The sequence below is a fragment of the Halobellus inordinatus genome (assembly GCF_024498335.1).
GTDB classification, from domain to species: domain Archaea; phylum Halobacteriota; class Halobacteria; order Halobacteriales; family Haloferacaceae; genus Haloquadratum; species Haloquadratum inordinatus.
The window spans coordinates 107,844-123,332 of the sequence record NZ_CP101826.1; the positions used below are offsets into that span (position 1 = coordinate 107,844).

The window sequence follows — 15,489 nt, forward strand, 5'->3', positions numbered from 1 at the left end:
TCGAGTATATAAAGAAACGTTTACTGGAAATACTGGAACCCTGTGGTCTGTCTCAATCGTGACTCGCTACCTGGAGTTACCGCGAATTACTGGAAACGACGGGGTCGATATCGGATAGTGGAACTCACGCCCCATAGCGGTTATACTGGAAATAGCGGAAACGGTGGTCGAAACAGTTATGCTTCTAGCCTGAATCAGTCGAGGACAATATGACTCCCCGATTTCAGCCAGACGATACGCTGTACAAACAGCGGAACACACTCAAAGTCGAGTACGTTCCAGACGACATCGTTGGGCGTGATAACGAGATCGAGGAGTACGAAGCGGCCCTGCAGCCGATCATCAACGGAGAGTACCCTGACAACATCTTCATCTATGGCAAGACTGGCGTCGGCAAGACCGCTGTGACGAACTTCTTACTGAACGAACTCCAAGAATCAGCCGAACATTTCGAGGTCAACCTTTCTGTCATCTCGCTCAACTGCGACGGTCTCAGCACGAGCTACCAGGCCGCGATTAGTCTGGTGAACAACCTCCGAGAGCCCGAACATCACATCGCCGAAACCGGCCATCCCCAATCTAAGGTCTATCGTCTTCTCTGGGATGAACTCAATAAGCTCTCGGGGACCGTGATCATCGTTCTCGACGAGATCGACCATATCACGGACGACACGTTCCTCTACCAGATTACCCGTGCCGACAACAACGGCTATATCGACAACATTCAGTTGGGTCTCATCGGGATCAGTAACGACTCAACATTCCGAGAGCAACTCGACGCGAAGGTTCAATCATCGCTGTGTGAAACCGAGATTTCGTTCCCGCCGTACGGTACAGAAGAGCTCCAGAAAGTTCTCGAACAGCGGGCAAAAATCGCGTTCCACGAGAGCGCACTCGAAGAGGGGGTGGTTCCGTTGTGTGCCGCTCTCGGTCGTCAGGATGGTGGCGACGCTCGACGGGCAATTACACTTCTCCGGAAGGCGGGAGATCTTGCACGCACCGAGAGTGCGGATTCGGTTACGACCGATCACGTCGAACGCGCCCAGGAAAAACTCGAGGCACAGCAAAGTATGGACATTATGCGCGATCTCACCGAACACGAGCAACTCACGCTCTACGCGCTAACCACACTCGCTGCCGAGGATGCGACGCCGGCCCGTTCGCGGACTGTCTACCAGCGCTACAAAGAACTCTGCGAATTCCAAGGTCGAGATCCTCGTACAGCCCGGCGGATGCGCAGCTTCCTGTCTGATTTCGAGATTCTCAACCTAACACTCTCGCATATGGAACACCGTGGTCAGGACGGCGGAACGTACCGGGAGCATAAGCTCAATCGCGACATCGCGACCGTCGTCGACGCGCTACAGACGATTATCAGCGAATTCGGTGCTCATCGAAGTATCATTGAGTATCTCCCTGATTCTGGTGAGGAGTTTGCTTCGATGTAGTGGCTGTTGGTCCGATATGATGTACAAGGCAGCCAGTACTACAGAAAAATGACGCCCTTACACGGTCGAAAACATATGACCGCGATTTATACGCTGAGCAGGCGCAATACCACGGCCTTCAGGCCGTGGATACGCGCCGTCACTTAGTGACCCATTCCACCGACTCCGACAGGGCCGGGATATTCCACCGTCACCAAACACCACCTTTTACAAGAGACGCGAGTATAAGCAGTTATACAGGCGTTTCACGATGCTGGAAGTCCACCGCACCCATCGAGCGAAAATCCGCAACCACAGTCAGGTAGCGGAGTCACTCGACCGACACGGGTGGAGTGCCAGCAAACTCTGGAACGTCGCTAACTATCACTCCCGAGACGTCTGGGAGGAAACGGGCGAGATTCCCGGCCACGAGGAGTTGAAAGATGAGTTGAAGACCCATAACAAGTGCAAGGGATTGCATTCGCAGTCCAGTCAGCGCGTTCTGGAGGAACTCGCTGAAGCCTTCAACTCGTGGTACGGCTCTGACGATGAACGGGACAATCCGCCCGGCTACCGCAAACGTAACTACTACGACCAACAGGGTCGCCGCGTCCACGAAGAACACCCGCGCTCCACCGTGACGTGGAAACAGAACGGTATCCGCCACGACACCAAGAACAACCGTGTTCGACTCTCCAAGGGCGCGAACCACAAGGAACACCCCCGAGCGCGGGAATACATCCTTGTCGAATACGAGACACGCCCCGGCGTCACCGTTGAGAACCTACAACAGGTTCGCGCTGTCTATGACCAGCAGAACGAGCGGTGGGAACTCCATCTCGTCTGCAAAGACGAGATTGAGACGCCCGACGCTCCCGGTAACGAGACAGCGGGTGTTGACCTTGGCATCAGCAACTTCGCCGCCGTCGCCTACCGCACCGAAGACGCCGACCTGTACCCCGGCAACCGCCTGAAGCAAGACGGGTACTACTTCCCGAAAGAAATCGCCAAGTGCGACGACAGCGGTGGCGACAGGGCCACACGTCTCCACGCGAAGTGGTCAGAACGCCGAACGCACTTCTTCCACAGCCTTGCTAAACACATTGTCCAGCGGTGTGTTGAGAAGGGTGTTGGCCGTATCAACGTCGGAGACTTGCCAGGCGTGCGCGAGGACGAGAACGGCGAGTCGAAAAACTGGGGCAAGCACGGCAACCTCGACCTGCACGGGTGGGCGTTCGACCGCTTCACCAATATCCTCGAATACAAGGCGAAGGTTGAGGGTATCGAGGTCGTGGAAGTGTCCGAGCGAGACACGAGTAAAACGTGTTGTGTGTGCGGTAGAGAAGACGACAGTCAGCGTGTCGAACGCGGCCTGTACGTGTGTGAGTCGTGTGATGCGGCGTTCAACGCGGACGTGAACGGGGCGGAGAATATTCGTCTCAACATCAACAATACAGAAAGTAACTCCGAGTCTTCGACCAGTTTGGGCGGGGATAGGAGTACCGGCTGGTTGGCACAGCCCGGAGTCTACCTGTACGACCTCTCCTGCGGATTCCAACCGCAACGAGAGGTGGTAGACTCCAAACCGTAATATCCCAACCTCGGGATTCCTCCGCCTTCAGGCGGAGGAGGATGTCAATGGACTGCCACCCACGGCACCGTCCGGTTCACGAGTAATGGCTCGGCAGTGACGGTCGCTACCCAGCAGGCCGCCCCCACGACGGCGACCGAACTGCGAACAGGAACCCCCATCGAACCCGGAGCTGAGCGCACGCTTACAGAGCGACTCGTGATCCACGCAGACGGCTCCGGAACCGCTCCAATTTCTAACCCCGCGACAACCACTGAGTCAACTCCTGATCCTACAACGGAGACGAGCGAGCGTCCAAGACTCGACATCGTCGCAATCAACGCTGATGCAGACGGCGACGATGCCGAGAATCTGAACGGCGAGTATGTTACCATTGAGAATATGGGAAGCTCGTCGCTTGATCTCACCGGGTGGGAACTTGCAGACGCGGCCGATCACACATACACAATCCCTGAGGGAACGGTACTTGATGCTGGCGCACAAATTACAGTCCACACGGGCAGTGGCACCAACACCGAAACGGACCTGTACTGGGGACAATCAAGCCCCGTCTGGAACAACAACGGTGACACTGTCATCCTTCGGGATGATACCGGCGCGACCGTGATCAAGGAGACCTACTGAGAATGACCACCCAACAATTCACTGGGGTAATCGACCGCTTCGAGGATGAAATCGCCGTTATCTTGCTTGAAGCAGATGGTGAAGTCGTTGATGAGATCATATTTGACCGTGCGGAACTCCCTGCTGCGGCTTCGCACCCGGATGCCGTGTTGGAGGTGACGCTCACTGACGGAGAGGTTACAGAATTGTCGTATGACTCTGAGGAGACTGCGGATCGAAACGATCGGGCGCAGTCTCGCTTCGATCAACTTGCTGAACGACCACCTAATGACGAGGAGTCCTCGTAGGGCTGTCGTGACTCCAATCTAGCGTTCAGGGAATTCGGCTTGCTGTCTCCTCCAATGGCGTCGACATTCTCATCGAAGATCAGGCTGACTTTGTTTGTGAGTTGTGGCAAGCTTTTGGCCATTTAGTAGCTTGAGGTAACTGTACTCTGACAATTATTCATAGCGTAGAGACACTCCGAGCGTCCGTCGCTTACGAGAACGCGAATCAGCAGCGCATCCAGATCTTCCGCCGACTTGACCAGCGGGCCAGCGAAATCCGATCACAGGACGACTAACGGAACATTCGTGGATGTCTGTCAGAGTCTTAGTAGATGAAGGATTGAATGATTGACCCACCGTATTAGGGATTAGAATATTATAGTCCAGACTATTATAGTCTGAATTCTAACTTTGGAGCACATATGTATCTCCCGCCACGACCTGGAGGTATCGACCAGTTCGTCAATCGTATCGATGAACTCGATCGGGTGCAGACCCTCTATGAGAGTGGCACTGCAGAACTCGCAATCATCTATGGGCGCCGCCAGATCGGCAAGAGCGAACTCGTCCGCCAATCGATTGCCGACCGCGACGATGCCGTGTACTATCAGGCAGTCCAAGGGACAGCGACGACACAGCTCAGGCGATTCGTCGAGGCAGCAGCGTCGACTTATCCAGACATCACGGCCGTCAAAGAGGAGTGGGAACCGCTCTTAACATACCTCACCGACAGAGACGCCGTCATCGTCATCGACGAATTTCCGTACCTCATCGAATCGAACGAGGGACTTCCCTCGGACATTCAACATCTGTGAGATACAGCTATCGACGAGAGTCAGGCGACGCTCGTACTCACAGGCTCTGCAATCGGTATGATCCATACCCACGTCCTCGATGGCGGTGCGCCACTCTACAGACGGGTGTCCCAGACACCAAATGGCCGCCTCGAACTCACCCAGCTGCCGTTTCGCTCCATCCAAGAGTTCGTGCCGACGTACGATCCCGAAGAACGGGTGTTCGTCTATGGCGTCTTCGGCGGCACACCCCGATATCTCAGCCCGCTTGATCCATCACAGAGGCTCGGAGAGAACATCACGCGGCTACTGTGCGACCCGGATGGGCCACTCCACGACGAGCCCGAAACCGTCCTCCAGATGGAGCTCACCGAGGTGAGAACGTATTTTTCGGTTCTGGAGTCGATGGCCAGCGGGAACCGGAGTCGAAACGAGATCGCTCAGCGAGCCGGCATCGAGAGCACCAACACGTCGTACTACTTCGACCGGCTGGAAACCCTCCAGATCATCGAGAAACATCATCTGGCACTCGCCGATCCGGCGCGCAGTAAGCGGACTCGATACAAGATTCGAGATCCCGTATTCCGGTTTTACCTGATTGAGGCGCTAAGGCCCCTCCCTCAGCGAGCGACCAACGGGATCGAGCAGGGAGGGGATACAGCGTTCACGCGCACGCAAAAAAGAGAAACAGCCCGTTATGACCGGCTACTCGCCGGAATTCGTCAGGTACAGCCCTCCGACGAGTGCCAGAACGACGATAATAATGCCGGCAATGAGCAGCGGGCCAGCCCCGCCATCATCACTGGGCGGCGACGTCGTCGTCGCTTGGGTCGCCGGTTCTGTCGTCTCATCCGGCTGGGCAGCCGTATCGGCCGCCGTCGTCGTCACCTGCGCTTGCTCCTGCGTCGTGACCGCGAACGGCGAGAAGCCGGTCGTCTCTGCGCTCAGGACGATCTCGCCGTTCTGGCTCTCGACGCTCGTTTCGAGCGTCTCCCACGCACCGTCGCGGTAGTGCTGGATGACCAGTTGCTCGGCGCTCACGCCCAGTTCGTCTAGGTGTGATTGCGAGATGCTGATCGAGACTGTTGCGGACTCGCCTTCAGCCGGATCCGGCGCGGCGATGTCGACCACGCTCACGTACTGACCCGGAGGAGCGGGAACGTCAGCGGGCAGCTCAGGCAGTTCTTCGACGGTCGCTTGGCCGCTCACACCCGGAACGGTCACAGAGACGCTCGTTGCGCCCGTGACGCCCGAAAGCTGGACCTGCGCGGCGCCGTCCTGGTCGAGGTCGGCCGTCTCCGAAACCGGTTCGGGCGTGTCTCCGTCGCTCGGCGTATCGGCCGGGCTGTCGGCCTGGCCGCCAGTACTGCCGCCAGTGTTACCACCAGTATTGCCACCAGTGTCGCCACCGTCACTGGGCGACTCGGTTTGCTGCTGGTCAAGTTGGAAGTTGACTTCCGTTGCTTCAGCAGTGTTTACGTCGCGGGACTTGGATTTGTCCCCAACAGAGATGGTGACCTGTTTAGACGTATCAACCTGTGTGGTATTGACGTCAACTGAATACTCTCCGTTAGAGTCGGTCGTGGCGGTGACCTCGTAGTCGGTATTGGCTTGTGTGACTGTTACGGTCACGCCAGAGATCGCGTTCCCGTTGGTCCCCGTCACTGTCCCATAGAAGTTATGAGGTGCTGATGGTGGACCCGATTGTGCAACCGCGGCCGGGGCCGCCGCTCCCAAGACCGCCGAAAGGGCGATGAGGGCGACCACCAGCCGCGTGAGATGTTTTTTCTGTGTCATTTATTTGATCTTGTAAGTGTATCGTTTGTTATAAAAAGCGGTTGGAAGTTAGTTAGCGAGCTGTTCTTACTCGACAGTCAGCGTGCCGGATTCGGTAGCTTGCGAGCCACCGTTTTCGTTAGCGTCCGTTGCGCTGACAGTGACGGACTGGTCACCGTCGCTGGTGTTTGTGCCGTCAACCGTGATCGTCTTGGTGTAGGTGCCGTCACCGCTAGTCTGGTCGGCACCCGAGCCGTCATCAACGAGGGTAACGCTACCGGCACCGAAGCCGCTCGCATCAGCAGTCACACTGCTGACCGGGCTCGCGTCGGAGACGTCTGCGGTGATCGTCACCGAATCACCGTCAGCCACGACACCGTTTTGATCTTTGTCGTCACTGATCTGGACGTTACTCACGGACGGTGCCGTGTTGTCGACGCTAACCGTCTTCGTCACGTACTGCGTGTTACCGTAGATGTCAGTGACCGCGATCGTCACTGCTGCCTCTCCATTAGAGAGTGCTTCGGGGGTCGGCTGACCGACGGTCACGGGCGCGTCGGCGCCAGTGCTGTCATAAGACGTCGCATCGGACGCAAACGTCAGTTGCGTGTCGATATTGAGGTCACTCGAAATAACGCGGACCTCCTCAATCGGCTGGTCGTGGCTCACCTCGAACGCCATATCAAGGTTGTAGCCGTCGTAGACAGCCGTTCCGTCTCCGATCTGGGTGTTGAAGACTTCTGGCTGTTCGCTCTGCGGACCGTCGTAGCTGACAGGGGCGTGGAGCGCGTCCTGGTTGACGTTCATCCAGTAGCCCTGTTCGAGGGCGAGACTCTGTGGCTGCTCACCCGTGTAACCGTCTTCAACGGACCAGACGCCCGTCAGACCAATGAAGGCCTGATCGACGTCTTGGCTTCCTTCCTGGTAGTGGCCAATCAGATTCCAACCAGTTTCGAGGGACTCACTGTTGCGTTCGACGCCCGGAACAGGCGTGTTCTGGACTTCGTAGTCGACTTCGGTGTCCTCGTCCGCAGTGATGACGTATCCGAGACCGCCATTGAGCTCGGTGAGCGAGCCGTCACCCGTTGCGACGACGTGCTTCGCCCATTCGCCGTCGTCGTACTCCCAGATGGAGTTGACGCCGTCGAGGTTGAGCGAGTCAATCGGGACCGCTCCCGTCTCAGCCGGAACGGACACAACGTTCGTTCCTTCCGAGAGGTCGAGCGAGAATGTCAGGTCCGCGCCCGTGGAGTCGGTCGTATCCGTGCCGAACTCTTCAGTGAGGTCAGTGATGGTTAGCATCTTGTCGCCGCCGGTTTGGGCCATTCCTTGAATCGTGTAGTTGACGACGCCATCACGTTTCGCCGGTTCGTCACTCTGGACGATGACGTTGTGACCACCGAAGCTCTCGGGAGCCACATCGGACGCGACCGGTTCGCTGAAGCGAACGCGAACGTCGAGCTGATCTTTGTCAGCGCTGACGACGTCAGCGTCCGTGACAGTGACATCTTCGGTATCGATGGCTGCAGAGTCTGTAGCAGCCGTCTCGAGGTACTGCTCACCGACACTCGCATTCTGGAACGTCGCCGTGAACTGACCGTCACGCACGATCGAGTCTAGGTCACTCACCTGGTCGCTCGTTGCGACATACGTGAACCCACTCTCTGACTCTGTCTGCGTGAAGTCACCATCGTCGAGTTCGAGGAGATCCGAACTCTGCATCCGGAACTCATCGCTCGTTGCGACGCTGACATTCAGACGGTCGAGCTCAACGTCAGTCGTAACGCTGACCGTCAGGGTATCCCCGTCCGCGCTAATATCGAACGCGTCGAGGCTGAGCTTCTTCCCCTCAATACCGACGGTGGTCAACTCGTCAGTGTTGTCTGCCTCGAAGCCAACGTCACTAGCTATCACGCGGAACTTGTAGGTCCCTTCTCCAAGGTCGTTGATATTGATAGTACCATCCGTGGCCGTCGTCCAGCTATTCCCTCCATCGGTGCTGTACTCGTAGGTGAATGAATCACCGTAGTCAGCGCCGTTCACCGTGAGGAATTCACTGAGATCGACCTCTCCGGTCAGGACCGCATCCTGGTTGTAGGAGAGCGACGGTTCGTTGTTGTCGATCGTGAGCGTCTTATTATTGTACACTTCGTTGCTCGCGTTGTCGGTCGCAGTGACAACGAGCGTGTGCGAGCCATCTGGCAGGTCGGTCGTGTCGATGTTTTTCGGCTCAGAGACAGCAACCGCGTCATCCTGGCTGACGCCTGCCGGAATGGCTCCAGCGCCGCCAGGAATCAGGTAGTAGTTGACGGACTCGACGTCGTCAACAGCGGGGCTGGTATCGACGGTGACGCCACCAGTGATGTTCGCGTATCCGCTGATGACATCGTTGTCTCCGATCTCGCTGAAGGAAATGGTCGGCGTTTGCGTGTCGATCGAGAACGTCGTATTCGCCGTGTTCTGCAGCGCGTTCCCGACACTATCCGACGCCCTATCAACGGTCACAATGCCAGAATCGTTCGTCGCCGTGTAGGCGCTGACATCAAAGCGGAGATCAACGACCGTGTTATCGTCGTTTGATCCAACGGTGTCGCTGAGACGGACCGTCGTTCCGTCGACGCTGACGACTGCTTCCACAGTGCCGGGCTGTACCGGCTCGTCGAAGGTGGCAGTCAGCGTTTCCGAGCCTGCATTGTTCTTGGTGTTGACCTCAGCTGATGAGAGGTTGACATCCGTGACGTGGGGTTTGATGTTGTCCACCTCAAACGAATAGGACGCTTCGGCGTAGTTACCGGCCGCGTCCGTCGCATTCACGTCAATCGTGATCGTCCCGTTCGGAAGCTCCGCAGAGGTATCGGTTCCAGGGATAACGGAGAACGTACCGCTGGAACTCCGCGTGAACGTTTCGGAGTATTCACCTGATTCGTTAGTGATTGTTAGGTTCGCACTGTCGACATTACTGTCAAAGACCTCAACCGAGATCTCTTGTGCGGTATCGCCAACAACAGCGCCGTCGGTCGGACTGTTGAGGCTGAACGTCGGTGCGCCCGTGTCCACAGTGAACGTGAGCGTGGTTGAATTACGGTTGCCCGCCTTATCTGCCGCCGAGAGGGTAGCAGTGTAGTCGCCATCGACCAGTTCAGGGACTTCACCATCCCCAGGACTGATCGTGATGTAATTATCTTCATAGCGGACACCGTCGTTGACGGTCTGCGCCCCGATCTCATAGGAGTAGTACTTGTCTCCGTTTCGTCGGAGCGTCACCTGCACTGTATGATCGTCCACACCAGAGATCGCGTCAGTGACGTTCTGATTGATCTCAGGCGTGTGAGTGGTGTACAGACCGTCCTCTGGGATGTCGTCATCGTTGAACGACACTGGCGTGTCATCAACGATGAGCGTCCCAACGGACTCATCAGCGGCGCTCGAGTACGAAGCGCCGTCACTAAGGCTGGAATTCGACTGATGAACATACACAGTCGTTCCACTGGTCGTCGTTTCTGCGCTGGGACTGATAGTGGTTTCAAATGTACCCTCAGAGATCTCTCCAGCGTCAACCACAGCGGCGGACTCTCCACTATCGTAGGTCCCATTGTTGTTTGCGTCTATATACACCCGTACGTCTGTATTGTCCGTGGTGACATCACCGTTCACAGTGATGTCGTCGGACGTTTGAACGATAACTTCTGATTGACCGTCGAAGTCAACGCCGTTCGCAGTCGCGGCAGCAGTCCCGGCAAAGGCAATGGTCCCTCCGAAGACGGAGACGACCATCAGCGCAGCCAGGATTACTGCGCGTGTTTTATTTCGTATGTCGTGTGTCATTGCGTAGTCTTGAATGTGTCATCGCGATTCGTTAGCGAGCGATCCAACTGCTTGATCGTCCGCCGAGGAACTCCTGCGGGCACTTGCCTCCAGTCGGAGTCGAAGACTGAGCTTATCGTCCGCGTAGTGACGATCGTGCCATTGACCGACCCCGTATTGTTGACGCACACACCCGTGTGTACACCAGCGTCACCAAACGCGACGCCGGTGGGGCCGAGTGCACCTAGTGCCTTTCGTCGTGAGACCTCGGCTGGATCTGTCATAGTGCTCTTTCCCCCGCGTGGGGGACGCCCACCAACGGAATCGAACCGCCGCTGCAGCTGCGGTTGAGATGCCAGCCGCAGACCCAGTGTAGGTGAGGCCACACTTCGTCACAAAGATGCTGTACCATTTGTTAATGACAAGCTAATGCAACTAACTGGCCTGTTTTAGGATGTGGCTAACATTAACTCATACCTGGTTGACTTCCGACAAAACCACGGAATTAGCGTAGTCTTATCCCGGACATAGACCGTGTATATGCAGTAAGAAGATTGTAAGTCCACTTCGTTTGGCAGCGTCGCTTGACTCCATCATAATTGGCCAGAAGTTACAGACAAAGTGAGGCGCCACCACTCGTCTATGCAATATGAACTACCCCACCCTGCTCGCGCTGAAGCGCTCGCTGAGGTGGGGCTTCCTGCTCCCACGACACGCTTTGCAGGAACAACTGCAGTTCTCACAGGGAGCGCAGTCTCCACAGGTGTTGATTCGGAGTGAACTACTCCTAATTCGGTGAGTCCGCGAAGAAGAATGTTCCACGTTGCGTTTGCGTCTCTGTCTGCCCCGAAGCCACAGGCAAGAGTATTCTCGAACCAAACAACATTGGGAGAGCACGCGGGCGATCCCGTCTTGGCTCACGTCGTTCTTTACTGCTTTCGCCTCGAAGAAGATTACAGCACGATCTACAAGTCCTTCGACCGGCTGAAAAAAGTGGGATATCGGCTAGCTGGCAACGTTCCAGATCCGCCGCCGGCGTAGCCGACGCGGGTTGCTGTCGACGAGACTGCTATCCAGATTAATGGCGAGTTGTCTTGGGTGTATAATGCAATATACCCGATTCAAAGTTGCTTTCGACGTCGGTCTCTTCAAACGGCGAGAAACTGATCCAGCAGCTGAGATTCTTGAGCAATCTTCCGGGAAACACGAGGTATCGAACGCTGAATTTCTGGTTTATCGATTTGGGTACCTGACTACCCTCCGTTGAGTAGATCTGAGCGGTTATGTCGACTACGCTGATCGAAAACTCTCGAAAAGTGGTTTTAAATCCTCAAAATTCGTATTGACCTATTCGATCACTCGTGGGTCGACAGTCGGCCGGTAGTCGTTCAGTAGATTGTACAGTGTGCGTACCATCCGTGTTCGGTTAACACTCCCAGTAATATTCTATGGGGTTCGAGATTGCCTGAGCCGGGCGTAGACGGCGGAACCGACCGATGCTCAAACCCTCCAGAACCGTCGGCTCGGGCTTAACCGAACACCGATGGTGTGCGTACTATTATAACTTCCCACGACCGCATCAAGCGCTATAAGATCGAACGACAGCTGAAGCTGTTAACTAGACTGTGTCTTCGGGCGGTATTAGTCTACATCCAAGGTTCCATAACAAACGTACGCCCGTTAGATTGATCAGTCACATCGCGTCGTAACTCTGCTATAGATTTACGCGTACGAAACCGTCAGTTCGAACTCTTTGACAGCTCCCGTCACTAGTTCAGGAAGATTGGATTCAAATCGCTCTCCTCGCATCCGATGAATAGGCCCGGCGACGACGAGGCTGCCGATAACGTTGTTATCCGGATCAAACGCAGGTGCAGCAACAGCCCGCAATCCATCAGTGTACTCTTCGTGCGCGTATGCGTATCCACGTTCACGGATCGTTTCGAGGTTCTCAACGAGTTCCGTTCTGTCAGTCAGCGTCTGTTGGGTACGAGGTGGGAGCCCGTATTGTTCAAGAATCTGCTTACGCCGGTCGGCTGGAAGATGAGCTAAAATGGCTTTGCCTGCTGCCGACTGGTTGAGGAGGAGATTCTGCCCAACCTTCGCCTCCGAGGGGACGCCTTCGGTTCCCATCTCACAGTAAATGAACGTCCCAATTCCCTGTTCTTCGACGAGAAATCCGACGAACTCGCCAGTTTGGTCGGCTACTTGCTGAACGATGGCTTTTGATTGACGATGGAATGGATAGCGCTCTCGAGCTGCCCCACCGAAGCGGAGAAACTCCAGTCCGATCTCATACGTATCGTCTTCTTTCGAGACGAGTCGGTGGGCCCGAAGTGTTTCCAGATGTCGATGCACAGTACTCTTTGAGACATCAACTTTCTCTGCAATTGCTGTCAACGAGGGCTCTTCGAGCGTGTACAGTGCTTCAAGTATTTCGAGGAGCGTTTCGTCGGATTTGATCGTGTCGCGCGTTGGTGTTTGCATTCATGTATCTCGTATGAATTTCTCTCACAAATTTGTTCCGTCTCGTGCAATGGCACGCAAATTCTTCATCATTATCCCTAGATCTCCCCGGACTGTTGCACAGAATGGAATTTCATTTCAAATCTCGATATAGCTCTGTATGTTTTCCCACCTATTACTAAAGGTCTATTTTGTCGTGAAAAACTTTGAAAAGTAGTTATATTGTATATTTTTCGTGCGATAATTCCGACCGTATTCTTATTGACCTGATTGCACATCGTGATCCTATGTACCGTTTGTCTGCAACGTGCTGTGACGTGCGTGGAACAGCCGGATCAGCAAGAGAGGCATCTAGCTGCTGTCGCTACTGGAGAATCGGAGTGAGAAGAGAACGCCCTACGACTCGGAGCGAGTTGAGTCGGATTCCTGAATCAGTTCCACGATTCTGTCCTCAAGTGCTTTCTTTTCGATCTTCCCAACTTCTGCCGTGTTGAATAGATGCTGAGTCACGGTTAGAGTGGCTCACAGAGCGGTTCTATGTTGGAGATGGCGAACATCAGGACGATTTCACGGAACTGTCGATACCAGCCGAGCGCTCGCACGGCATCGCCGAGCGAGCGCTTCGTTGTCGAATACGAAGTTTCGGCCATCCAGCGCTGAGAGTAGCCTTTTGCCCGGATGAGTGCGTTGTGTCCTAGCGTCAACGGCCTCGACCCACGCTGGAGGATGAGTGGTTCGACGCCAAGTGCGTAGAACTCGTATTTCGTGATCCAGTTGTGGAACGCTTTATCGGCGGCGACAGATAGCAGGTCGTCCGCGTTCCGGCGGACGACCTGCGGCCCAGTCTTTGTATCGTGTTTCCACCGGGCAGAAATATGTACGTCAAGGACGGCAAGAGACTCTCTATCGGTTAGCGTCGTCACTTTCAGTGTTTGAACGTTACTTCCCGACCGCTGGCGGTAGTACGACGAGGCCGAGCGACGGTCGAAAAACGTGCTATCGAGTGCCGCGTGTCCTGACTGCGGGTGCTGCTGCGCTGAAACGCGCAGCAGCGCCCGCCACACCCACATTTTCAGCCGGTCGAACGATTTGTAGATCGTGCTGTAGTCCGGCAGATCGTCTCGATCTAAGCCGAGGACGTCACGAATCTCAGCCATGTACTTCAGCCGATTCGGCGTTTCTCGGTAGCTATGGCCGTCTTCGAGGCGAAGACAGTGTAGCACGACGTGCTTCCAGCGGGCGAACCCGCCGCTGGCGGGCTCGCCCGCGTGCTTTCCCAACGCTTGTTTGACTAGGTGCCGACACTGCTCAACGAAGTCGAGGAGATCGACTTCCATGGACAGAATCGATTTCCTCGGCTTCGTCCTTCTACTCCGTGATATTAGCCGATCAGACCGCTATTCAACACGGCACCAACTTCAGTTCGTGGAAGTGAGGGCAAAATCGCGAGCCGTTCTGGTCGTTTGAATACCGCCATCCCGCGGTCGTCTAAGAACGACGAAATCTCCCCGAGAGAAATATTATCTGCACCGTCTGCTAGTTCCACAACTGCAGCAGGGCGTTCTCCAAGCCGGTCGTCCGGAACACCAACGACAGCCGCATTCGCGATTTTCGGGTGTTCAATGAGTTCGTCCTCTACTCCCGGCGCATATATGTTCTCACCACCCCGGATGATCGTGTCTTTAATCCGTCCGTAGACCTCGAGATTTCCATCAGGTCGCCGTGCAAGGACGTCTTCAGTGAAGAACCACCCATCTTCAGAAAAGTTCTCGTCGTTTTCCTCCTCATTGCGGAAATACCCCGTAAAGAAGCCTGGCCCTCGAACAGCGAGCTCACCTGCTTCGCCATTGTCAATCTCCTCCTCACGGTCAGTATCGACGATTCGGACCTCATCAGCCTCTGGGGCAATTGGACGACCGACAGTGTGGGCTTGGATCTCGAGATCATCTTCGGGCCGGGAACAGATGAGCGGTCCTTCTGCCATTCCGAAGATGTTGCAAAAGCCAACCCCCCACCGCTCTACCGATCGTTCGACAACTGCAGGAGGAACCTTTTGACCACCACTGACAAGCACTTCTAGGGAACTGAGATTGTATTCGTCAACCTCTGGATGGTCCAAGATATCGAGAATTTGGGTTGGCATTGGGAGCGTGTAGCTACCACCAACTCGTTCAATGAACTCCATCAGTCGGTCGGGCTTGAGGACCGGTTCAACGGCGACATACTCTCTCAAGGGGACGCACCACTAGATGACCGGATGGAACTCCCCGTCGCTGTCGTTGAAGCCGTCTCTGATATGTGGCCGGCTTCCAAACCCCTCGGTGTGTCACTACCGGTTGTGGATGCTAATTCCGGCGGTCTCAAACTTAACACGGCATTTGAGGTCGTATCTCAGCTTGAAACGGCTGGTTGCGACGTCGTTGTACCCATTGATGCCGCCACCGGCTCGCGTGCCGTCGATCAGAAGGGCGCGAGTGACTTCAGCGACGATATCCGAAACGAGACGGGCGTACAGACGATTGCGACAGCTGCCACATCATCTCTTGATAAAATAAATACGCTCGTTGCGACGGGACGTGCCGATCTCTCTACATTCACGCGAATGCCACCTGAGATGTAGATTATCTGTCGGCATCTCTTACCCATCCGTAGGCAGAAAACTGGTCGTAAATATGAAGAGCCATCCTGTATTGGCTCCCGCGACGAACTTTTGTTAACACCCATTGACGCGGCTTCAAGCG

The 15,489-nt window shown here is 55.5% G+C and carries 10 protein-coding genes and 3 pseudogenes; 7 read left to right on the plus strand and 6 right to left on the minus strand.

The annotated features are described in order from the left end of the window. The first annotated feature begins 209 nt into the window (after positions 1 to 209). From NO362_RS13900 to NO362_RS13920, 6 genes and pseudogenes are all read left to right on the plus strand, one after another. Positions 210 to 1,448: an orc1/cdc6 family replication initiation protein gene (locus tag NO362_RS13900; RefSeq protein ID WP_256546866.1), complete on the plus strand. Its 1,239-nt coding sequence runs from the start codon at positions 210 to 212 to the stop codon at positions 1,446 to 1,448. Between the two features lie 250 nt (positions 1,449 to 1,698). Then, positions 1,699 to 3,018, plus strand: coding sequence for an RNA-guided endonuclease InsQ/TnpB family protein (locus tag NO362_RS13905; RefSeq protein WP_256546867.1), 1,320 nt, complete (start codon positions 1,699 to 1,701; stop codon positions 3,016 to 3,018). Between the two features lie 96 nt (positions 3,019 to 3,114). Beyond that, complete coding sequence (locus NO362_RS13910) at positions 3,115 to 3,642, plus strand: lamin tail domain-containing protein (RefSeq protein ID WP_256546868.1); 528 nt, start codon at positions 3,115 to 3,117, stop codon at positions 3,640 to 3,642. Positions 3,643 to 3,644: 2 nt separating this feature from the next. After that, on the plus strand, positions 3,645 to 3,929 hold the full coding sequence (locus NO362_RS13915; RefSeq protein ID WP_256546869.1) for a DUF3006 domain-containing protein: 285 nt from the start codon (positions 3,645 to 3,647) through the stop codon (positions 3,927 to 3,929). Between the two features lie 155 nt (positions 3,930 to 4,084). After that, positions 4,085 to 4,204, plus strand: a pseudogene (locus NO362_RS14715) (DUF8129 domain-containing protein); the annotation flags it as partial. A gap of 153 nt (positions 4,205 to 4,357) precedes the next feature. Next, positions 4,358 to 5,296: pseudogene (locus tag NO362_RS13920) on the plus strand (AAA family ATPase); the annotation flags it as partial. 111 nt (positions 5,297 to 5,407) lie between these two features. Here NO362_RS13920 and NO362_RS13925 read toward each other — a convergent pair. The 6 genes and pseudogenes from NO362_RS13925 to NO362_RS13945 form a co-directional block, all read right to left on the minus strand. Continuing rightward, positions 5,408 to 6,367, minus strand: coding sequence for a PGF-pre-PGF domain-containing protein (locus tag NO362_RS13925; protein WP_256546880.1), 960 nt, complete (start codon positions 6,365 to 6,367; stop codon positions 5,408 to 5,410). A gap of 198 nt (positions 6,368 to 6,565) precedes the next feature. After that, positions 6,566 to 10,303 carry a beta strand repeat-containing protein gene (locus NO362_RS13930; protein WP_256546870.1) on the minus strand — a complete coding sequence of 1,246 codons (3,738 nt, stop codon included), beginning with the start codon at positions 10,301 to 10,303 and terminating at the stop codon, positions 6,566 to 6,568. A gap of 572 nt (positions 10,304 to 10,875) precedes the next feature. Beyond that, positions 10,876 to 11,142 (minus strand): annotated as a pseudogene (locus tag NO362_RS14675) (hypothetical protein); the annotation flags it as partial. 862 nt (positions 11,143 to 12,004) lie between these two features. Further along, a complete protein-coding gene (locus tag NO362_RS13935; protein ID WP_256546871.1) occupies positions 12,005 to 12,769 on the minus strand; it encodes an IclR family transcriptional regulator in 765 nt (254 codons plus the stop codon). Positions 12,770 to 13,260: 491 nt separating this feature from the next. Beyond that, positions 13,261 to 14,085 carry an IS5 family transposase gene (locus NO362_RS13940; RefSeq protein ID WP_256545920.1) on the minus strand — a complete coding sequence of 275 codons (825 nt, stop codon included), beginning with the start codon at positions 14,083 to 14,085 and terminating at the stop codon, positions 13,261 to 13,263. Between the two features lie 44 nt (positions 14,086 to 14,129). Then, positions 14,130 to 14,981 (minus strand): AMP-binding protein, encoded by an 852-nt coding sequence (locus NO362_RS13945; protein ID WP_256546675.1) that lies wholly within the window; start codon positions 14,979 to 14,981, stop codon positions 14,130 to 14,132. Positions 14,982 to 15,005: 24 nt separating this feature from the next. Between NO362_RS13945 and NO362_RS13950 the strand changes: the two genes are divergently transcribed. Beyond that, positions 15,006 to 15,368 carry a hypothetical protein gene (locus tag NO362_RS13950; RefSeq protein ID WP_256546676.1) on the plus strand — a complete coding sequence of 121 codons (363 nt, stop codon included), beginning with the start codon at positions 15,006 to 15,008 and terminating at the stop codon, positions 15,366 to 15,368. Positions 15,369 to 15,489 lie beyond the last annotated feature (121 nt).